Origin of the sequence: Streptomyces sp. WAC07094, assembly GCF_036320405.1 — a bacterium.
Classification (GTDB): domain Bacteria; phylum Actinomycetota; class Actinomycetes; order Streptomycetales; family Streptomycetaceae; genus Streptomyces; species Streptomyces lannensis.
In genome coordinates, this window is sequence record NZ_JAVMJZ010000001.1 from 1,332,761 (window position 1) to 1,352,494 (window position 19,734).

General features: G+C 72.6%; 19 protein-coding genes. 6 read left to right on the top strand and 13 right to left on the bottom strand.

The features are described from left to right. From RCR19_RS05980 to RCR19_RS05990, 3 genes are all read right to left on the bottom strand, one after another. The gene (locus tag RCR19_RS05980; RefSeq protein WP_331264140.1) at positions 1-1,215 is read right to left on the bottom strand and encodes a glycosyltransferase family 4 protein; all 1,215 of its coding nucleotides are present in this window, start codon (positions 1,213-1,215) and stop codon (positions 1-3) included. Beyond that, on the bottom strand, positions 1,212-1,610 hold the full coding sequence (locus tag RCR19_RS05985) for a 6-carboxytetrahydropterin synthase (RefSeq protein WP_331264141.1): 399 nt from the start codon (positions 1,608-1,610) through the stop codon (positions 1,212-1,214). Before RCR19_RS05985 ends, RCR19_RS05980 begins: the two co-directional genes overlap by 4 nt. A gap of 163 nt (positions 1,611-1,773) precedes the next feature. Further along, entirely contained in the window at positions 1,774-2,754 is a 981-nt protein-coding gene (locus RCR19_RS05990; RefSeq protein ID WP_331264142.1) for an NAD(P)-binding protein, read from the bottom strand. A gap of 107 nt (positions 2,755-2,861) precedes the next feature. Here RCR19_RS05990 and RCR19_RS05995 point away from each other — a divergent pair, with 107 nt between their 5' ends. Then, entirely contained in the window at positions 2,862-3,644 is a 783-nt protein-coding gene (locus RCR19_RS05995; RefSeq protein ID WP_331264143.1) for a CDP-alcohol phosphatidyltransferase family protein, read from the top strand. A 79-nt stretch (positions 3,645-3,723) separates the two neighbouring features. Here RCR19_RS05995 and RCR19_RS06000 read toward each other — a convergent pair whose 3' ends face one another. Both RCR19_RS06000 and RCR19_RS06005 read right to left on the bottom strand, forming a co-directional pair. Beyond that, positions 3,724-4,179 carry an RpiB/LacA/LacB family sugar-phosphate isomerase gene (locus RCR19_RS06000; RefSeq protein WP_331264144.1) on the bottom strand — a complete coding sequence of 152 codons (456 nt, stop codon included), beginning with the start codon at positions 4,177-4,179 and terminating at the stop codon, positions 3,724-3,726. Positions 4,180-4,475: 296 nt separating this feature from the next. Next, a complete protein-coding gene (locus tag RCR19_RS06005) occupies positions 4,476-5,036 on the bottom strand; it encodes an NAD(P)H-dependent oxidoreductase (RefSeq protein WP_331264145.1) in 561 nt (186 codons plus the stop codon). Between the two features lie 118 nt (positions 5,037-5,154). Here RCR19_RS06005 and RCR19_RS06010 point away from each other — a divergent pair, with 118 nt between their 5' ends. From RCR19_RS06010 to RCR19_RS06025, 4 genes are all read left to right on the top strand, one after another. After that, a complete protein-coding gene (locus RCR19_RS06010) occupies positions 5,155-5,640 on the top strand; it encodes a MarR family transcriptional regulator (protein WP_331264146.1) in 486 nt (161 codons plus the stop codon). Positions 5,641-5,758: 118 nt separating this feature from the next. Beyond that, a complete protein-coding gene (locus RCR19_RS06015) occupies positions 5,759-6,373 on the top strand; it encodes a DNA polymerase ligase N-terminal domain-containing protein (protein ID WP_331264147.1) in 615 nt (204 codons plus the stop codon). Next, entirely contained in the window at positions 6,370-7,410 is a 1,041-nt protein-coding gene (gene ligD, locus RCR19_RS06020; RefSeq protein WP_331264148.1) for a non-homologous end-joining DNA ligase, read from the top strand. Before RCR19_RS06015 ends, ligD begins: the two co-directional genes overlap by 4 nt. Before the next feature lie 141 nt (positions 7,411-7,551). Next, positions 7,552-8,301, top strand: coding sequence for an MBL fold metallo-hydrolase (locus RCR19_RS06025; RefSeq protein WP_331264149.1), 750 nt, complete (start codon positions 7,552-7,554; stop codon positions 8,299-8,301). Positions 8,302-8,642: 341 nt separating this feature from the next. Here the strand turns inward: RCR19_RS06025 and RCR19_RS06030 are convergent, their stop codons facing one another. Next, positions 8,643-10,094 carry an MFS transporter gene (locus RCR19_RS06030; protein WP_331264150.1) on the bottom strand — a complete coding sequence of 484 codons (1,452 nt, stop codon included), beginning with the start codon at positions 10,092-10,094 and terminating at the stop codon, positions 8,643-8,645. Between the two features lie 309 nt (positions 10,095-10,403). Between RCR19_RS06030 and RCR19_RS06035 the strand changes: the two genes are divergently transcribed. Continuing rightward, a complete protein-coding gene (locus tag RCR19_RS06035) occupies positions 10,404-10,982 on the top strand; it encodes a helix-turn-helix domain-containing protein (protein ID WP_331264151.1) in 579 nt (192 codons plus the stop codon). 45 nt (positions 10,983-11,027) lie between these two features. Here the strand turns inward: RCR19_RS06035 and RCR19_RS06040 are convergent, their stop codons facing one another. From RCR19_RS06040 to fusA, 7 genes are all read right to left on the bottom strand, one after another. Next, positions 11,028-11,813, bottom strand: coding sequence for a TIGR03943 family protein (locus tag RCR19_RS06040; protein ID WP_331264152.1), 786 nt, complete (start codon positions 11,811-11,813; stop codon positions 11,028-11,030). Continuing rightward, the gene (locus RCR19_RS06045) at positions 11,810-12,826 is read right to left on the bottom strand and encodes a permease (RefSeq protein ID WP_331264153.1); all 1,017 of its coding nucleotides are present in this window, start codon (positions 12,824-12,826) and stop codon (positions 11,810-11,812) included. Before RCR19_RS06045 ends, RCR19_RS06040 begins: the two co-directional genes overlap by 4 nt. A 127-nt stretch (positions 12,827-12,953) precedes the next feature. Next, positions 12,954-14,705: a phosphatidylglycerol lysyltransferase domain-containing protein gene (locus RCR19_RS06050; protein WP_331269357.1), complete on the bottom strand. Its 1,752-nt coding sequence runs from the start codon at positions 14,703-14,705 to the stop codon at positions 12,954-12,956. Positions 14,706-14,989: 284 nt separating this feature from the next. Beyond that, complete coding sequence (locus RCR19_RS06055) at positions 14,990-15,649, bottom strand: hypothetical protein (protein WP_331264154.1); 660 nt, start codon at positions 15,647-15,649, stop codon at positions 14,990-14,992. A 196-nt stretch (positions 15,650-15,845) separates the two neighbouring features. Further along, entirely contained in the window at positions 15,846-16,652 is an 807-nt protein-coding gene (locus RCR19_RS06060) for a DUF2690 domain-containing protein (RefSeq protein ID WP_331264155.1), read from the bottom strand. A 225-nt stretch (positions 16,653-16,877) separates the two neighbouring features. After that, the gene (locus RCR19_RS06065; protein WP_059128578.1) at positions 16,878-17,384 is read right to left on the bottom strand and encodes an SH3 domain-containing protein; all 507 of its coding nucleotides are present in this window, start codon (positions 17,382-17,384) and stop codon (positions 16,878-16,880) included. Positions 17,385-17,606: 222 nt separating this feature from the next. After that, positions 17,607-19,700 carry an elongation factor G gene (gene fusA, locus RCR19_RS06070; RefSeq protein WP_331264156.1) on the bottom strand — a complete coding sequence of 698 codons (2,094 nt, stop codon included), beginning with the start codon at positions 19,698-19,700 and terminating at the stop codon, positions 17,607-17,609. Positions 19,701-19,734 lie beyond the last annotated feature (34 nt).

Consider the following 19,734-nt stretch of genomic DNA (forward strand, 5'->3'; position numbering starts at 1 on the left):
TCATGCCGCCCTCCGGGGCTCGCGGGGCAGCCGCGCGAGCACGCCTGCGAGGCTGCGGGCGGTGGTGGCCCAGCCGTCCAGCGCCGCGCGGCGGCCGCGCGCCGCGGCCTTGAGCCGCCGCCGCACGTCCGCCTCGCCGAACCAGCCGCGCAGTTCCGCGGCGAGCGCCGCGGGGTCCTCCGGCGGTACGAGAATGCCGGGCACTCCCCCGTCGGGAGCACGCCCGACCGCTTCGGGCAGGCCCCCGACGTCGGTCGCGAGGACCGGGATACCACGGGCCAGCGCCTCGGTGACCGCCATGCCGTACGTCTCGGCGTACGAGGTGAGGACCATCAGATCGGCGGCGGCGTAACTGGCGTCGAGTTCGGCCCCGGTCTGAGGGCCCGCCAGGTGCAGCCGGTCGCCGAGGCCGTGCTCGTCGATGAGGGCGCGCAGGCGTGCCACGTACTGGGGGTCGTGGCCGAGTCCGCCGACCAGGGAGCAGGTCCACGGCAGGTCGGTGACCGTGGCGAGCGCCTCGATCAGCCGGTGCTGCCCCTTGCGCGGGGTGACGGCGGCCACGCACAGCAGTCGGGAGACGCCGTCGGTGCCGGGCGCCAGGGGCCCGATGTCGGCGCCGGGGGCGGCGACATGGACGCGCTCGGGGGCGAGCCCGTGGTGCGCGACGAGCCGGCGTACGGCCCAGTCGCTCGTGGCGACAACGGAGGGTACCGCGCGAAGGGTGGCGCGTTCCCGGGCGTCCAGTTCGGCGGCGGTCCGCCGGTCGAGGCCCGTCTCGTCGCCGAGCGGCAGGTGCACGAGGACGACCATGCGCAGGCGTTCGGTCTGCGGCACCACGATCTCGGGCACGCCGCAGGCGACCAGGCCGTCGAGCAGGACGACGGCACCGTCGGGCAGTTGCCGAAGCGTGCGGGCCAGTTCCTCCCGGGCGGCCGCGTCCGGGCGGGGCCACGAGCCCTCGACGGCGTGCTGGGTGACCCGCCAGCCGAAGCCGGGCAGGTCGAGGCGGATCCGGCGGTCGTAGGCGTTGCCGCCGCTCGGAGCGGCCGGGTCGTCCACGCCGCCCGGCACGACGAAGTGCACACTGCGCAGTGACATGGGGATGATGTCCGCGTTCCTCAGGGCCGCGTTCTGCACGGGAACGTAGCTCAGCCGGGGCTGGGACGCCGGGCCGGACGCGCCCGGGGAGGTCTGGTCGAGGGTCGTGTCGGTCACTGCTCACGCTCGTAACTCGCCCAGGCGATGTGCGACTCGTGCAGGGTGACGGTGATGCGCGCGATGTCACGGGCGCTCTCGCCCAGCGCCCCCTTGTGGACGCGCTCGGCGAGGCGGTCGGCGATCACCTTGGCCAGGAACTCCGTCGAGGTGTTGGTGTGGGCGAAGTCCGGCTCGTCGTCGAGATTGCGGTAGTTGAGCTCGCTCACCACGGCGCCGAGTTCCTGCGTGGCCAGTCCGATGTCGACGACGATGTTGTCGTCGTCCAGCTCGGCGCGGCGGAAAGCGGCGTCCACGAGGAACGTCGCCCCGTGCAGGCGCTGCGCGGGGCCGAAGACCTCGCCGCGGAAGCTGTGGGCGATCATCAGGTGATCGCGGACGGTGATGCTGAACAACGGACGACCCTCCAGGTGCGGTGCGTCTGATCCCCTGCCGGGGCATGCCGTGTAGTACGGCTGACCCCTGCACGTTGTTCAGGTGCTCGTTCTCCTTGTTTCGAAGTTCCTCGGGGCTTCGTCGGGAGTTTCCGCCGAGTCCGGGCAACTCGGACGACCGGGCTCAGCCGGCGGTGTACCGAACTCGATGGCACAACCCTTCGAGCTCACCACGTGTGAGGCGGGACAGCACCTCGGGGAGGTCGTCGAAGGCGGACTCGCCGGTGATGAGCGCGTCAAACGCGGGTTCGGCAAGCAGCTCGAGGGCGAGGGCGAGCCGGTCGCCGTAACCGCGTCCGGCACGGGCCCGCGGCGAGACGGTGCCGACCTGGCTGCTGCGGACAGTGAGACGGCGCGAGTGGAAGGCCTCGCCCAGTGGCAGGGTGACCCGCCGGTCGCCGTACCAGCTCAGCTCGATCACCGTGCCCTCGGGCGCGAGCAGTTCCAGGGACCGTAGGAGGCCCTGTTCGCTCGCGCTCGCGTGCACGACGAGGTCGCACTCCCCGAGGGCGTGCTCGGGCAGGGCGAAGTCGACGCCGAGCGCGCGGGCCGTGTCGGCGCGCCGGGGATCGGCGTCGACGAGCTGGACGCGGACGCCGGGGTGCCGGCTGAGCAGGGCGGCGACCGAGCACCCGACCATGCCGCCGCCGACCACCGCGATGCGGTCCCCGATCTGGGGGCCGGCGTCCCACACCGCGTTGACCGCGGTCTCGACGGTGCCGGCGAGGATGGCGCGGCCGGCCGGCACGGTGTCGGGTACGACGGTGACCGCCGAGGCCGGGACGACGTACCGGCTCTGATGCGGGTACAGGCAGAACACGGTTCGCCCGGCCAGCTCGGCAGGCCCGTGCTCCACCCGTCCGACACTCAGATACCCGTACTTCACGGGTGCCGGGAAGTCGCCCTCCTGGAAGGGCGCGCGCATCACGGCGTGCTGGCTCTCGGGGACGCCACCGCGGAAGACGAGGGTCTCGGTGCCGCGGCTTACACCCGAGTACAGCGCGCGCACGAGCACTTCGCCGTCACCGGGCTTCGGCAGCTCCACGTCCCGCACCTCCCCGAGCCCCGGCGAGCGCAGCCAGAAGGCGCGAGCTGTGAGGTCCATGTGCGTTCTCCTGAACGATCGGCCGATTCTCCACGTACGCAGCTACGAGAAGTCGCGCACAACGTACGCGCGAAGATCGAATCTGTCACATGGCCGGAGGGTGAGCGGTGGCCCTGAACCACACATACGACGCGAGGCTGTTGCAGCAGGAGACGACCGTGGGAGCGGGCGTGCAGGTGCTGTTGCTGGCCCTGCTGGGCACGGCGATCGGCCTGGGTCCGGCCGGATGGCTGACGGGCCTGGCCTTCGCGCTCGCCACCTGGGCCGTTCTCACGCGCGCCGTGCTGCGATCCCGGCTGCGCTCCTTCGGGCCTGCCAACCGGGTGACGCTCGGCAGGTCCATATTGGTCGGCGGCGTCACGGCGCTGGTCGCGGACTCGTTCGAGAGCTCGCCGCCGGTGACGGTCTTCGTGGGACTGACGGCGGTGGCGCTCATCCTGGACGGTGTGGACGGCAAGGTCGCCCGCCGTACGGGAACCTCCTCCGCGCTCGGCGCCCGCTTCGACATGGAGGTCGACGCGTTCCTGATCCTCGTGCTGAGCGTGTATGTGTCTATGTCGCTCGGGCCGTGGGTGCTGCTGATCGGCGGGATGCGGTACGCGTTCGTCGCGGTGGCCCGGGTGCTGCCGTGGCTGAACGGAGAGCTGCCGTCGAGCATGGCCCGCAAGACCGTCGCGGCGCTCCAGGGGATCGCCCTGCTGGTGGCCGCCTCGTCCCTGCTGCCCGAGGTGGCGAACGTCGCCGTCGTCGCCGTCGCACTGGCGTCCCTGGTCTGGTCCTTCGGGCGTGACGTGCTGTGGCTGTGGAGCGTGCGGAACGTGGGGCTCGGCGCGGAGCGGCCCGCCCGTGAGGAGACGCTGAAGCCGGTCGCGGAGCTGGTGGGGAGCTGAGCGGCGCCGCACCCGGCCCGCACCGACCGCGGGCCGACCCGGTGCCGCCCTGTGGGTGCCCGACGCTGAACGTGCTCCCCTACCGGGCCGGACGCCCGTGATCCAGCCGGCTCACTCGGGCCACGTTCTCGCGGTCGACGCCGTCCTGGCTCGGCTCGGCGCCGAACCAGGCGTCGAGGATCTCCTTCAGCAGCGGCCCGGATGTCAGACGCAGGCTCAGCGCCAGCACATTGGCGTCGTTCCAGCGGCGCGCTCCGTCCGCCGTGTAGGCGTCGGTGCACAGGGCCGCGCGCACTCCCGGCACCTTGTTCGCGGCGATCGACGCTCCGGTGCCGGTCCAGCAGCACACGACCGCCTGGTCCGACCTGCCGTCGGCGACGTCGCGGGCCGCGGCCTGCGAGCATGCCGCCCACTGAGGGTCGTCCCCGGGGCGCAACGCGCCGTGGGTGAGCACCTCGTGCCCGCGCTCACGCAGCTCCGCGACGAGGCCGCGCGCCACGGGCTCGTCCATGTCCGAGGAAACCGAGATCCGCATGCCGCGGAGGTTACCCGCTCTTCATCAGCACGCCGCAGGGCCTTCGGGGACGGGTCCCGAGGGTGAAAGCCCTGCGCCGCGAGGGCCCGACCGGGGACTTCGCGGGAAGGACCTCCTTGTCACCGGGCCCAGCGCCACCCCGGTCGTCAGCGCGACGGCCTGCCCTCGAGAGCGGCGCTTCCGCGGCGGGCGCCTCGCGCCCTCGGACCGCGGCGAGCTCCCGCACCCCGTGGATGCGGGAGCTCGCGTGTCCACCGGTACGGGACCGGTTGTGGGCGTCGCTCCGGGTGCCGGCGTCAGCTGGCGCGCAGCGGAGCCAGCGCCGAGCTCCAGGCGATGACCTGGTCGAGGGTCGTGACCAGGGTGTCGCGCTGGACGTCGAGCGGCTTGAAGGTGCTGAAGTTCTCGAAGTCGGTGAACATCGAGAGGGCGACCTGGCTGCGCACGTCGGCCATCTGCAGCTCACCGGCGATGCCACGCAGGTGCTCCACCGCGCGGGTGCCGCCGTTGCCGCCGTAGCTCACGAAGCCGACCGCCTTGTTGTTCCACTCGGCGTAGAGGAAGTCGAGGGCGTTCTTCAGCGCACCGGGCACGGAGCGGTTGTACTCGGGGGTGACGATCACGAAGCCGTCGAGGGACGCGATCTTCTCGGCCCAGGCGTGGGTGTGCGGCTGGGCGTACTGGCCCATCGAGGGCGGGTAGGCCTCGTCGAGCAGCGGCAGCTTGTAGTCGACCAGGTCGACCAGCTCGAACTCGGCGTCGGTGCGCTGGGCGGCGATCTCGTGGACCCAGCGGGCGACGGCCTCTCCGTTGCGGCCCGGGCGAGTGCTGCCGAGGATGATGCCGATCTTGGTCATGGTCGTACCTCTGCGTTTCCTGAATGCGAACATTTCATTGCCTCGTCAAGTAAAAAAACTTGCAGAGTCAAGTAGATGCGGGACATTCTTGACTTGTCAAGGAGATAGAATCGGCGGTATGCCGTCCAAGGAACGCCGTCTGCCGCCCCTCAGCCCGACCGAGGAGGAGTTCGTGCGTGAGCTGGGCCGGGTGATGATGGCGCTGCCGCGGGTGGTCGACACCGACATGACGCGCGACGCCGGGATCGCCCTGTCCGAGTACACGACCCTCATGCATCTGTCCGAGGCCCCGGGCAGGCATCTGCGGATGAGTGAACTCGCCGCGGCGTGCAACCTCTCGCTCAGCGGGATGACCCGAGTGGTGAACCGCCTCGAGAAACAGGGGCTGATCCAGCGCGCCAAGTGCGACGAGGACGGACGCGGCTGGAACGCGGTCCTGACCGACTCGGGACTCGAACGGCTCGAGAGGGCGTGGCCGACCCATCTGGTCAGCGTGCGGCGGCACATCCTGGACCATCTCGGCGGCCACGACCTCGCCCACCTCACGTCCGCGCTGCGCCGCATCGCCACCGCCTCCGGACCGCCCTGCGACCCCGGGGCCTGATCCGCGCGGCACCGCACCCGCCGCCCGGCGCACCGGGTGTCATCACGGCCGAAGGGGTACTCGGCCCGCGGAAGGCGGGCGCGACCGCTTCGGGGCGGTCGGCGGAAGGGAGCCGGACGTGGGCGGCGGCGATCGGCTGCGGGAGTACCGCGGCAAACGGGACTTCGGCAGGACGGGCGAGCCGCGCGGCAAGGACGCCTCTCCCGGCGAGGAGCCCCGCTTCGTGGTGCAGATCCACGACGCGAGCACTTTGCACTTCGACTTCCGGCTCCAGGTCGGAGACGTACTGAAGTCCTGGTCCGTGCCCAAGGGTCCGTCCGGCGACCCCGGCGACAAACGGCTCGCCGTACCCACCGAGGACCACCCGCTGGAGTACGAGGACTTCGAGGGCGTCATCCCGCGTGGCGAGTACGGCGGCGGCACCGTGATCGTCTGGGACCGGGGCACCTACCGGCCACTGAGCCATGACCGCCGCGGCCGGCCCGTCCCCTTCGAGGAGGCTCTCGGACACGGGCACGCGACGTTCCGGCTGAACGGGACCAAGCTCCACGGCGACTACGCCCTCACCCGCTTCCGCGGCGGACAGGGAAGTGACGGCGAGGAGGCCTGGCTGCTTGTGAAGACCGGGCACGCCGGGGCCGGGAAGCACGGTACGCCCGATCCCCACCGCGCCCGCTCGGTGCGGACCGGACGCACTCTCGCCCAGGTCGCCGGGCACGGCGGCGGGCGGTGAGCCGTCCCGCGGAGACTCTCCTGGACACGCTGCCCGCAGGTGAGCGCCGGCTCCTCGGCGCGGCGCGACCCGGGGTGGAACTCGCGGCGGGGCCCATGCTCGCCACGTTGAGCGACCGGCGGGACTTCTCCGACGGCACCGAGTGGATCTTCGAGCGGAAGCTGGACGGCGTCCGTGCGCTGGTGGTGCGTGAGGCCGGCCGGGTCGTACTGCTGTCCCGATCGGGACGCCGTCTGAACGACACCTATCCGGAGATCGTCGAGGAACTCGCCGCCCAGGACTGCGCGGACTTCACCGCCGACGGCGAGATCGTCGCGTTCTCGGGCGGCCGCACCGACTTCTCCCGGCTCCAGCGGCGCATGGGGCTGACCCGGCGCCGGGACATCGAGGCGAGCGGGGTCGGTGTGACGTACTACCTCTTCGACCTGCTGCGCCTGGAGGAGGCGGACACCCGCCGGCTGCCCGTGCGCACCCGGAAGTCGCTGCTGCGCCGGGCCCTTGCCTACCGGTCCCCGCTGCGGCTGACCACCCACCGCAACAAGGGCGGGGCGGAACTGCTCGCCGAGGCCTGCGACCGCGGCTGGGAGGGACTGATCGCCAAACGGGCGGCGAGCACGTACCAGCCGCGCCGCTCGGCGGACTGGCTCAAGCTCAAGTGCTCGCTGGGCCAGGAGTTCGTCGTCGGCGGCTTCACCGAACCGGCCGGCAGCCGAGTCGGGTTCGGCGCCCTGCTGCTCGGCCACCACGAGGGCGGCCGGCTCCGCTACGCGGGCAAGGTCGGCACCGGATTCGACCGGCACACCCTGCTCCGCCTCCGCGCCTGGCTCGACGCGCTGGCCGCCACCGCCTCGCCCTTCGCCGATCCGGTGCGCGAGCGGAACACACACTGGGTGCGGCCCGAACTGGTCGCGCAGATCGGGTTCACGGAGTGGACCAAGGACGGCATGCTGCGCCATCCGCGCTTCCTGGGACTGCGGGACGACAAGAGTGCGAGCGAGGTCGTCCGCGAACACCCCGTGCGGCACGTGCCCGCGTGACGGGCGGCGCGGCGCCGGGGGTCCGGACGGGCGCTCCACACGGTTGCGAGAGTATGGGCCCGACGCCACCGCCAAGGGTGCCGGCAGCGCGTGCCGAGAAAGATCCGCCCCTCAGGGGCCCTCAAGAAATACCGGTGATCCATGCTCAACGACGGCATCGTCGAGGTCGGCTCCGATGTGTACCTGGTGCCGGGGAGCAGTACCAACTGGGTGATCGTCAAGGACGGCGACACCGCCGCCCTCGTGGACACCGGCTACCCCAGGGACCGGGAACGTCTCCTCGCGTCGCTCGCCGCGGTGGGTGTCGCCCCGCAGGCCGTGACGGCGGTGCTCGTCACCCACGCGCACAACGACCACTTGGGCGCGGCCGAGTACCTGCGCCGCACCCACGGGACACCCGTCCTGATGCACCGGGCGGAACTGCCCCACGCCCGGCGGGAGTTCCTGCATCAGGTCTCGGTCGGCCAGGTCCTGGCCAACGGCTGGCGCCCGGGCGTCCTCCCCTGGGCCGTCCACGCCCTTCGCGCGGGCGGTACGGAGCACATCCCCGTCGTCGAGCCGCAGGCGTTCCCGACCGAGGGCAGGCTGGACCTGCCCGGCCGTCCGCTTCCGGTCCTCACCCCGGGGCACACCGACGGGCACTGCGCCTACCACCTGCCCGACGCCGGCATCCTGATCACGGGTGACGCACTGGTCAGCGGTCATCCGACGTCCCGCCGGCGCGGCGCACAACTGCTCCCCCGGATGTTCCACCGCGACCGGGCCCGTGCCCTCGACTCCCTGACCGTCCTCGAAGAACTCGACGCCGACGTTCTCCTCCCCGGACACGGCCCGGTGCTGCGCAGCACCGTCACAGTCGCGGTGGAACACGCGCGCGAACTGGCCGCCTAGGGTCTGCGCCGACCCTGCGCGCCGGATCGGGCCGCGGCGTCGGGTGCCGTGCGCCGCAAGGCGGAGGGTCGCCCTCGTACCGGGCGTGCCCGGGCGCGCCCGGGCACGCGGCGAGGTGCGGTGCCGGACGTCGCGGGTCCGGCGGGAATCGTCACAAGGGTCCTGGCCGGAACCGCCGGCGCGGCGGGCCGGACGCGCCCCCGGGGCCGCGGGGCGGACGCCGCCCCGCGTCGTCCCGGCCCGGAGCCCCGGCCCCTCCCAGGGCCGGGGTCCTCCGGCCGGCGCGCCGTGGGACGCGCCGGCCGAACACGCTCCACCGGCCCTCCGTGACGGCGGGCATCTCAGCGCCGCGCACCTCGGACGGCGGCCTCGGGCCGCGCCCCGGACTGGACAGCCGACGCCCGAGGCGCTCCCGTCGCCCGCCCCGTGCGCCGGGCCGGGACGAGGAGCGCGGCCAGCGCGGCGGCGAGGCAGAGCAGGGCCAGCAGACCGAAGCCGTGCGTGTAGCCGGAGGCGTAGGGCAGGCCCGAGGGCTGGAGCCGGCCCGTGACCAGGAGGCTGGTGACCGCGGCGCCTATCGAGCCGCCGATCGTCCGGATGTTGGCGTTCATCCCGGTCGCCGCGCCGGTCTGCTCGGCAGGGACGCTGCCGACGATCAGGTTGGCCATGGAGGCGAAGGCCAGTCCGATCCCGAACCCGAACACGCCCGAGACGAGGGCCACCTGCCACTGCTCGTCGTGCCAGAAGGTAAGGATGGCGCAGGCGAGAGCCCCGAAGGCGGCACCGGCGGTGAGCAGCACCTTGGCTCCCACCACCGGCTCCAGACGACCGGTGAGGACACCCGAGAGGAACATGGCGACCAGCATCGGCAGCATCAGCAGCCCGGAGGCGGTGACGGACGCACCGAAGCCGTAACCCGCCGCGCGGGGCGTCTGCACGAATCCCGGCAGGAAGGACCAGATCGAATACATTCCCGCGCCGAACAGCAGGGCGGCGGTGTTGGTGGTCCACACGGCCGGAAGCCGCATCACCTTCAGGTCGATCAGCGGGGAACGGGAGCGGGCCTCGGCCAGCAGCCACAGCGCGAAGAACACCACCCCGGCGACGAACAGACCGATCACCCGGGCCGAACCCCAGCCCCACTGGGTCGCCTGGCTGAGCGGCAGCAGCAGGGCCACCAGCCACGCCGAGAGCAGCACGGCACCGAGCCAGTTGACCCGGCCCTCGGCCCGGCGGGGCGACTCGGGGACGTAGCGGAACGCGATCAGCGTGGTGATCGCGACGACCAGGACCGGGATCCAGAACAGCCAGCGGTAGTCGAGTGCGGACACGATGGGACCGGCCGCCACGATGCCGACACCACCACCGGCGGCGATCACCGCGGACAGGTTGCTGATGCTGCCGCTCACCTGCGACGGTGCGAACTCGTCCCGGATGATGCCGAAGGAGAGCGGGAACAGCGCGCCGCCGGCGCCCTGGATCGCGCGGGCGATGATCAGCACGCCGATGTTCGGCGCGAGCGCGGCGAGAACACAGCCGGCCAGCACGGTGAGCAGGACGGCGACGAGGGTGCGCTTCCTTCCGACGAGGTCGCCCACCCGGCCGAGGATCGGTGTGAAGACCGAGGCGGACAGCAGGTAGGCGGTCATCACCCAGGTCGCGGTGGACTGTGAGGTGTGCAGCGCGTGCTGGACGGTCGGCAGGGCCGGCGCGATCAGTGACTGCAGCATGGAGAACACGCCTGCACCGGTCGCTAGGACCGCGAAGGTGAGGCGGGTGGACTTGCGGGGCATCGAGAGCCTCTCCGAACAGGGTGCGGCCGACGTCGCCCGGCCGCGGTCGTACGGACGCGTGCGCGCTGCGGACAGCACGGAGCACGCCGACGGCCACGGAGGGACCGGTCGCGAAGCTGGCTGGTGGACGGGCGGCGCGGACCGCGGGCCCGTCTCGGGGAAGGGAAAAGGGGGTACGAGGCCGTCGACGGCGCGTGTGGCCCCACGCGTCCATGACGGGCACACCCCGACTGCTAAAGTGGAGGTACGCCTCCACTGTACCGGAGGCAAACCTCCGCTTCAACCTCAGTTCCGGCCAGGGAGGCAGCAGTGACGGTTCAGCCGTTCCCCGTCAGCCAGTTGGTCGCGTCCCAGCGCCCGCACCGGAAGGACGCCGCCCGCAATTACGACGCGCTGATCGCGGCCGCGCGCGAGATCTTCGCGGAGAGCGGCGCGGACGCCTCTCTGGAGGACATCGCCCGCCGGGCCGGGGTCGGCATCGGCACCCTCTACCGGAACTTCCCGACCCGCCGCCATCTCTTCGAGAGCGTGTACGCGGACGAGGTGAACGACCTGTGCCGGGTGGCCCGGGACGTCGCGGAGCTGGATCCGTGGGAGGCACTCACCTCCTGGCTGCGCCGCTTCGTGGACTACACGGTGACCAAGCGGGCCATCCGGCAGGCGATGGACGACGAGTCGGAGATCTTCCTGGCCTGCCGGGAGTCCATGTACCAGGCGGGCGGCCCGCTGTTCGAGCGGGCGCAGAAGGCCGGCCGGGCCCGTACCGACATCAACCTCGACGACCTGCTGCGCATGGTCGCCGGGATCACGGCGACCAACTTCCTGGACGACGCCCAGCGGGACCGGGTGCTGAACGTGGCCCTTGACGGGGTGCGGGCCGACGGCTGACCCGGGGCCGCACCCGGCCGCCGCACCCGAGGGCGGGCCCGCCCCCTATTGGTTCCAGCTCTCGTCGTAGGGGTCCTTCGGAGTCGGCACCGGCCGGGCGGCGGTGACGTCGATGAAGGGGATGATCCCCCCGTTGACCGGGTCCTCGGCGCGCTTGCCGCTGTAGGTGCCGGTGACCTCGAGCCAGGAGTCGGGCTGCAGCACGGGCGGCAGCTTTCCGGACAGTCCGATCTTCACCGGCTGGGCGTCGGCCGCACAGCAGTTGAGGGCCATGCGGACCAGGTAGGGCGTGCCACCGCGGTCGAGGGCGACGAACCCCGTGACCTCGACGGTACGTCCGCCCAGGGAACGCCCGTGCCCGTACGCCGCGCGCCCCGCGTAGTCCACCAGGCTGAGGCTCACGGGATCACCGGACGGCAGGGCCGGATAGGCGAGCGGCGGCTGGAGGGCCGTGCCGCTGCGCAGGGCGCTGTAGGAGCCGAGCGCGGGCGGCGCGACCAGGATGAGGGCGAACAGGGGCAGCACCAGAAGCCAGGAGATCCGGGGCTCGCGATGACCGTGGCCCCCGTCGTCTTCGTGCCCGTCGTGCCCGTCCTGAACGTCGCCGTGCCCGGCGTCGGACTCGGTCTCCGCACGCCGCCGGGCCTCCCGCGCCCGGCGCAGTTCGTACCAGGCGGTGGCCGCGGCCGCCACGATCAGGACGGCGCCGGCCGCGAGCAGCAGCGGCTGAAGCCCTGCCTTGACGTAACGCAGGTACAGGCTGGTGGTGCCGGCGTGCAGCATCGCCCCGCCGACCAGGAACAGGACGGCCGCTTGTGCCTGGCGGTTCACAGCAGCACCGCCCCGACCAGGACCGACATCAGGATCGCCAGTACGAAGGTGGCGGGGGCGAAGCGCAGCGCGAACGAGCGGCCGAAGGTGCCGGCCTGCATCGCGAACAGCTTCAGGTCGATCATCGGTCCGACCACCAGGAACGCCAGCCGTGCGGTGAGCGAGAACTGCGACAGCGACGCGGCGACGAACGCGTCCGCCTCCGAGCAGATCGACAGCAGCACGGCGAGCACCGAGAGCGCGAGGACGGCCACCGCCGGGTTGCCGGCCGCCGTACGCAGCCAGCTCTCCGGGGCGACGGCCTTGAGGGTGGCCGCGGCCATGGCGCCCACGACCAGGAAGCCCCCGGCGTGCATCACGTCATGGCGTACCGACCCCCAGAACGCCGCACCCTTGCCGTCGCCCTCGTAGGTGGCGCGCGCCGGCGGCCGCAGCCAGTCCGTGCGGCCGAGTCGCTGCCACAGCCAGCCCATGGCACACGCGACGAGCAGGCTCGCCACGAAGCGGCCGAGCACCATCTCCGGATTGCGCGGGAACGCGACGGCCGTGGCGGTCAGCACGATCGGGTTGATCGCGGGCGCGGACAGCAGGAATGCGAGCGCCGCCGAGGGCGCCACACCCCGGCGCACCAGAGCCCCGGCGACGGGCACCGAGGCGCACTCGCAGCCGGGCAGGACCGCCCCGGCGACCCCCGCGACCGGTACCGCGAGGCCGGGCCGCTTCGGCAGGGCGCGGGCGAAGAACGAGGGCGGGACGAACACCGCGAGGGCCGCCGACAGCAGGACACCGAGCACGAGGAAGGGCAGCGCCTGTACCACCACCGCGAGGAACACGGTCATCCAGCTCTGCATCACCGGCGTGGACAGCGCCCGCCGGATCGGGCCCTGTCCGACGACCAGCAGGAGCAGCAGGAGTACCAGGCCGTGGGTGGAGGTGAACTGCCAACCCTGCTGCGGAGGCTCCTCGCCGTGCTGCCGGCCGACCGGCGCCGGGGGTGCTTTGACGATCGTCACGGGCGGGGTACCTCCGGGTGGGGGGCGGCGCGGGGGGCTTCCCCCTCCCCTGCTGTACGCGGGCCCGGGCGCCGCGTCTCACCGCGGGCCCGGGACTTTGCCGCTCGATGACCCTCCGCCCACCCGGTCAGGAACCCTTCCCGTGCGCCGCTCGCGGCTGCCCCTGGGCGTCACGCCGGTGGCGCCGCCCGAGGGGCGGCAGGCTCGGCACCGTCAGGAAGCCCTCGGCCCGGGCGCTGGCGATCCCGATGCGCGGGATGTCGCCGCTCTTCTCGAACAGCAGGAAGCGCGGCTCCCACACGGGGCGGTACTTGGCGTTCGCGCGGTAGAGCGACTCGATCTGCCACCAGCGGGAGAAGAAGGTCAGCACCGAGCGCCACAACCGCAGCACGGGACCCGCGCCCAGGCGGGAGCCGCGTTCGAACACCGCTCGGAACATGGCGAAGTTGAGCGAGACCCGCTCGAGGCCGAGTTCCCGGGCACGCAGCAGAAGCTCGATGACCATGAACTCCATCAGGCCGTTCTCGCACTGGCGGTCGCGCCGCATCAGGTCGAGGGAGAGGCCGCGTTCCCCCCAGGGAACAAAGCTGAGCAGGGCCCGGGGCTCTCCCTCGCTGTCGCGGCACTCGAGCATCACGCAGCCCTCGTCGGCGGGGTCGCCGAGGCGGCCGAGCGCCATGGAGAAGCCGCGCTCGCCGCCTCCCTCCCGCCAGTGGTCGGCCTTCTCGATCAGCAGGGCCATCTCGGCCTCGGGGATGTCGCCGTGGCGGCGGATCCGCACCGTGTATCCGGCCCGGCCCACACGGTTGTGCGCCTGGCGCACGACCCGCATCGCGCGTCCCTCCAGGCTGAAGTCGGCGACCTCCACGATGGCCTCGTCACCGAGTTCGAGCGCGTCGAGGCCGTGCCGGGCGTAGATCGTCCCGGCCTCCTCCCCCGCGCCCATCACGGCGGGGGTCCATGCGTGCCGGCGGGCCTCCTCCAGCCACTCGTCGATGGCGCCGGGCCATGCCTCGGGGTCGCCGATCGGGTCACCGGAGGCCAGGGTGACGCCGCCGACGACGCGGTAGGTGATGGCGGCCTTTCCGCTCGGGGACCAGATGACGGCCTTGTCGCGGCGCAGCGCGAAGTATCCGAGGGAGTCGCGTTCGCCGTGTCGCGCGAGGAGGGCCCGCAGCCGCTGCTCGTCCTGCTCGCCGAGCAGTTCCCGGCCGCGGGGAGCGCGGAAGCAGGCGTACAGGACGAGAAGGAAGGTGGCTGCCATCAGGACGTTGATGATGATGTCCACCCAGCGCGGCGCGTCCACGGTGTCGATGCGGTCGGCGAGCGGGCCGACGCTGACCCCGCGCAGCAGCGTGTACGCGATCTTGTCGGTCGGTGAGGCGCCGGGCACCCTGTTGGTGGCGTCCACCAACAAGGTGCCGATGCCTCCGCTGACCAGGACGCCACAGGCGCCCACGACGAGCGCGAGCTTGGGATTGGAGCGGTCGCCCACGGCCCGGAACTCCTTGCGGCCGAGCAGCAGGGCCGCCACGAACACGCCGGTGAGCAACGTCGAGATCCAGTTGAAGACGTGCTGCCGATAGGCGCCCTGGGTCAGGGCGAGGACGTAGAGCGCGAACAGCGGACCGGCCAGCAGCATGTTGAAGATCCATGCGGCGCGCTTGCGGCGCCGCATGACCACGGCGAGGAACAGCGCGAGGGCAGCGGACACCAGTCCGGCGGTGGCCAGGTACGGGGTGAAGAACCGGCCGACGTTGTGTTCGTGCACCTCTTCACGGAAGGGCAGTGAGAGAACCGCCACGATGTTCAGCACGGCCTGCAGCCTCAGGTACCAGACCGTGGCGGCGGCGGCCCCGGGGCGCAGCCGGGCGTGCAGGGGCGTGCGTTCCCCCTCCGAACCCCGGTGGTGCAGGGCCTGCTGCCGGGGGATCAGTGTCGATTGCTGTGCGGGCACCGCGATGACTCACCTTGACGGGGGCCGGAGCGACCGGCGGGGACGGAAGAGGACACATGTGCGGGGACGGTCTGCCCTCGGCCGGCCGTCTCGGACATCACTTCGACCCTACATGCCGTAGGGGTGGTCGTGACCCCGCCCACGGTAGGAGTCAGGCAAGAACGGCTGCTCCGGCCGGGACCGGCCCACGCGGCACCCCGGCACCGCTACTGGGCTCTCTCCTCCGCACCCACGGCGCGCTCCCGGTCCACGGGCCCGCCGTCCGCGTGCCGCGCCTCGACGCGATCGCCTCCTGCACCCCGGCAATCGGCGCGCCCGGGATCGAGCTGCCCCAGCAGGAACGGGACCACTCCCCGCTCCAGCACGGCATGCTCCCAGTCCGCGCGGGCCGAGCGCACCTCTGGATCGCCGTCCGCGCGACCGTCCCCGCCCTGTCCGCAGCGGCCCCGCGACCGGGTCGCCAGGATCCAGGCGAGGTCCCCCAGAGCCGCACCCGCCGTCACGGCGGCGGCGATCACCCCGGCCATCACCAGGCCGTCGCCGATGTGGGGGCGTACGGCAAAGGCGCGCAGGCCGAACCCGCACAGCAGGAACACGCCGGTGGCAGCGGCCCCGAGACTGGGCACCAGTACCGCGAGGACGGGGAGCAACCCGCCTCCGGACCGGCCGCCCTCGCCGTGCCTCCGTCCGCCACGGGCGAGGACGGCGGCCCGCAGCGCGAGATAACGGGCGTATTCCTCGGGTGCGGCGGCGGCGAGCCGGTCGCCCACCTGAAGTGCCCGCGCCCGCAGTGCCGCGCGCGACGGACCCGCGCCCCCGGCGTCGATCGCGTGCGCGACCAGCGGAAGGTCGAGGGCCCGATCCACCAGCCGTTCGTAGATCGGACCGTCGGTTGGTGACGGCTCGTCGGACTCCTGCACAGATCCCCCGATCGGTGACTGGGTGCCGGCCGATGCCGACCGGCCGACGGACGGGCCAAACCCTACAACATGTAGGACAACCGTCAGGGGGAAAGCGGCGACACGGGCACGGCGTGTGCGCATGTCCAGTACGATCACCCGCTCATCGATCACCGCCGGACAGGGCACCGAGGCCGGTACAGGCCAGTTTGCCGTCCACCTCGGCACACGCCTCCACACCTTCGGGTGATGCAGCGGCCAGCATGGGACTCGCCGTGCCGCCGGAGCCGTCGCCCGGGTACGCCGCGGAGAGCACGTCGCGCCCCGAGCGCACGGAGATCACGCGGTCCGCCGACTTCCGCGCCACGACCTCGGCCCAGGCCGTTCCGCAGGACGGCGAGTACTCGAGCCGTACCGCGTAGGAGGCGGCCCGGACGGTGCTCTTGGTCTGGGCGTCCCGGTCACAGGCGGCGACGTCGGGCAACTGGCCCTGGCAGGAGCTGCCCCGGCACCGGTGGGAGGCCGCCACCGACCGTGCGCCCGGCGCCCCGGAGCGGTGGGAGGTCACCAGGGTGACGGCCACGGCGGCGATGGTGACGATCAGGGCGAGCGCCGACAGCGGCAGCCGCCGCAGACGGACGCGGCGCGACGGGGCGGGCCCGGTGCGCAAGGGTGCGTCCACGGCCGGCGGGGCATCGGAAGCCTCCCACAGGCCCAGAACGGGCGTGGGGTCGACGCCCGCGAGCCGCGCCAGCGCCTCCACGGCCGAACGCGGGGGCCGCTGGGCACCGTTGAGATAGCGGTGCCAAGCCGATTTGCTGTACGGGGTACGCGCGGCCAGGGCCGCGAGACTGAGACCGGTGCTCTCCTTCAGATCGCGCAGCTCCGTCACGAACGGTCCGCCCATCGGTGCGAGCGGGGCGGCCGCGGGCCCATGGGGCGCCTCCGTCCGTGCTGCGCCTGCCTTCACGGTCTCGATCCTTGGGACTGTCGCATGACCTTTCCCTCAACGCCGATTCCACTTTGGGCGGTTCGCCCACGTTGTGGGGATGTGTTCCCTTGTTTGAGGGGCCGTCACACATCGGGGGCGGTATGAGGAGGGTGAGCCGACGGGACCGGGACGCACCGACGGCCCGCCCGGACACACGGAGGTGTCCGGGCGGGCTGCTCTTCTGGAGGGAGTGAGGGTGGGGCTTCAGCACCAGCGCACGGCGCTCCGTGGACGGACGTAGTGGGCGGAGACGTATCCCCTGTTGCCCGCGAGCCTGTACCAGCGCCGGTTCCCGAAGACGTAGGAGCCGTGCTTCTTGCAGACCAGCAACACCCGGCCCTGGGCCCGGCGGTGGCTGATCACGCGGTAGCCGAGTCCGGGGCCGGAGCGGACGTTCAGCGACCTGTGCTGTGTGGCGACCCGGCCCACGACCCGACGGGCGCGGTGGTGGTACGCCGCCCCCGTGACGTGGTGGACGCGGCGCGTGTGCCTGACGTAGTGGTGGTGGTGCCGCGTGAACCGGTGCGCGCGGTGACGGACGGGAGTGTGCCGGGCGGGGACCGGGAGCAGCGTGTGCGGGCGGTGCGGGACCGTCGCGACGACCGATGCCGGGCCGGCGTGGTCGCCCTCGGCGGCAACGGCCGCCGTGGGCACGAGCGCGAACATCGCGACCGCGGCCACCAGGCCGCCCTGCAGTGTCCGACGAATCATGGAAACCTCCGTACTGACAGTGCCGATCACGAGGCGTGATCTCACGTCGCCCAGCGTGTCCGCGCCGACGCCCGGGAATTCCGTTCCACCGTTCCAGGGGACGCGAGGAACGTCCCGTGGGACGGGACGGACGCCCTGACCTGCGGACTCCCGTCCCGTGCGGCGCGGGACACCGGGTGCACGGACGGCCCCGCCCGCTCGGGGCGGGGCCGTCGCCGGCCCCTACCGGAGCGCCGTCCCGTCGGACGCCGCGCCCGGAGCCGGGACATGACCGGCCGGCCGGGCGGTGAAGGACCCGCGGCCCTGGGTACGGCTGCGCAACCGGGTCGCGTAGCCGAACAGTTCGGCCAGCGGCACGGTGGCGGTGACCACCGTGCCGCCGGACCGCGCCGTGGAACCCGTGACCCTGCCACGGCGTGCCGCCAGATCGCCCAGCACCCCGCCGACGGCGTCGTCGGGCACCGTCACCGTGACCTCGGCCACGGGCTCCAGCAGGAGCATCGCGCAGGCCCGCAGCGCCGCCCGCAGGCCGAGCCGCCCGGCCGAGCGGAACGCAGTCTCCGAGGAGTCCTTCGGATGGATCGCGCCGTTCGTCAGCACGACGCGCAGCCCGGTCACCCGATGACCGCCGAGCGGCCCCTCGGCCAGGGCGTCCCGGCAACCGGCCTCCACGGCCCGTACGTACTCCTGCGGCACCCGGCCGCCGACGACGGCCGAGCGGAACACGAAACCGGTCGCGGCGTCACCGTCGCCCGCGGGCGGCAACGGCTCCACGTCGAGGACGACATGGGCGAACTGACCCGCGCCGCCGTCCTGTTTGACGTGCCGGTACACCAGCCCGGTGACGCCGCGGGCCACGGTCTCCCGGTACGTCACCCGCGGCCGGCCGACGGCGGGATCGAGGCCGTGGTCGCGGCGGATCCTCTCCACCGCCACCTCCAGGTGCAGTTCACCCATGCCGGACAGCACCGTCTGACCGGTCTCCGGGTCGGCCCGCAGAGCCAGTGAGGGGTCCTCCTCGACCAGTCGCGCCAGTGCCGGACCCAGCCTGCCGGCGTCGGCGCTCCTGCGGGCCTCGAGCGCGACCGAGACCACCGGTTCGGCGACCGTGGGCGCTTCGAGGACGAGCGGTGCCCCCGGTGCGCACAGCGTCGATCCGGGACGGGTCGCCTTCGGCCCGACCACCGCGACGATGTCCCCGGCCACGGCCAGCTCCAGTTCCGTATGGCGGTCGGCCCGCACCCGCAGGATCCGCGCGACGCGCTCGGTACGCCCGGCTCCCGCGTCCAGCACCGTCTCCCCCTTCCTCAACGTGCCCGAATAGACACGCAGATACGTCAGCCGGCCCGTGGCGCCCGCCTGCACCTTGAACGCCAGCGCCGCGAACGGCGCCGCCGGATCGGCCGCCCGCTCCTGCTCCGCACCGTCCGCGCCACCGCGCACCGCGGGCACGTCCAGGGGCGAGGGCAGATAGGCCACGACGGCGTCCAGCAGCGGCTCGACACCGCGGTTGCGGTAGGCGGAGCCGCACAGCACCACCAGGCCGTCGCCCGTGCGTGTGAGGTCGCGCAGCGCACGGGCGAGCGTCCGCTCGCCGAGCGCCGACGCGGCGCAGAACTCCTCCAGCGCCGAGGGGTGCAGTTCGGCCACGGCCTCCTCCAGCAGTCTGCGACGCCGCAGCGCCTCCTCACGCAGGGTGGTCGGTATCGGCCCCTCCTCGGCCGAGTCGATACCGTCCGCCCAGATCAGCGACCGCATGCGCAGCAGGTCCACCACACCGGTGAAGTCCCCCTCCGCGCCGATCGGCATCTGCACCACCAGCGGGGCGGGATGCAGCCGCCGCCGGATCGACTCCACCGCCGCGTCGAGATCGGCACCCACACGGTCCAGCTTGTTGACGAAGGCGATCCGCGGCACCCCGTGGCGGTCGGCCTGCCGCCACACCGACTCGCTCTGCGGCTCGACGCCCGCGACCGCGTCGAACACCGCGATCGCTCCGTCCAGGACGCGCAGCGAACGCTCGACCTCGTCGGCGAAGTCGACATGGCCCGGGGTGTCGATCAGGTTGATCCGGTGGCCGTCCCAGGCACAACTGGCCGCCGCGGCGAAGATGGTGATCCCACGATCGCGCTCCTGGGGGTCGAAGTCGGTGACGGTCGTGCCGTCATGGACCTCCCCGCGTTTGTGGGTGGTCCCGGTGACATACAGGATCCGCTCGGTGACGGTGGTCTTGCCGGCGTCGACGTGGGCCAGGATGCCCAGATTGCGAACGGCGGTGAGCGGACTGGTGGGATGACGGTGCAGGTCGGTACGCACGGCCCGTGGCCTTTCAGGGTGATTCCGAACAGGG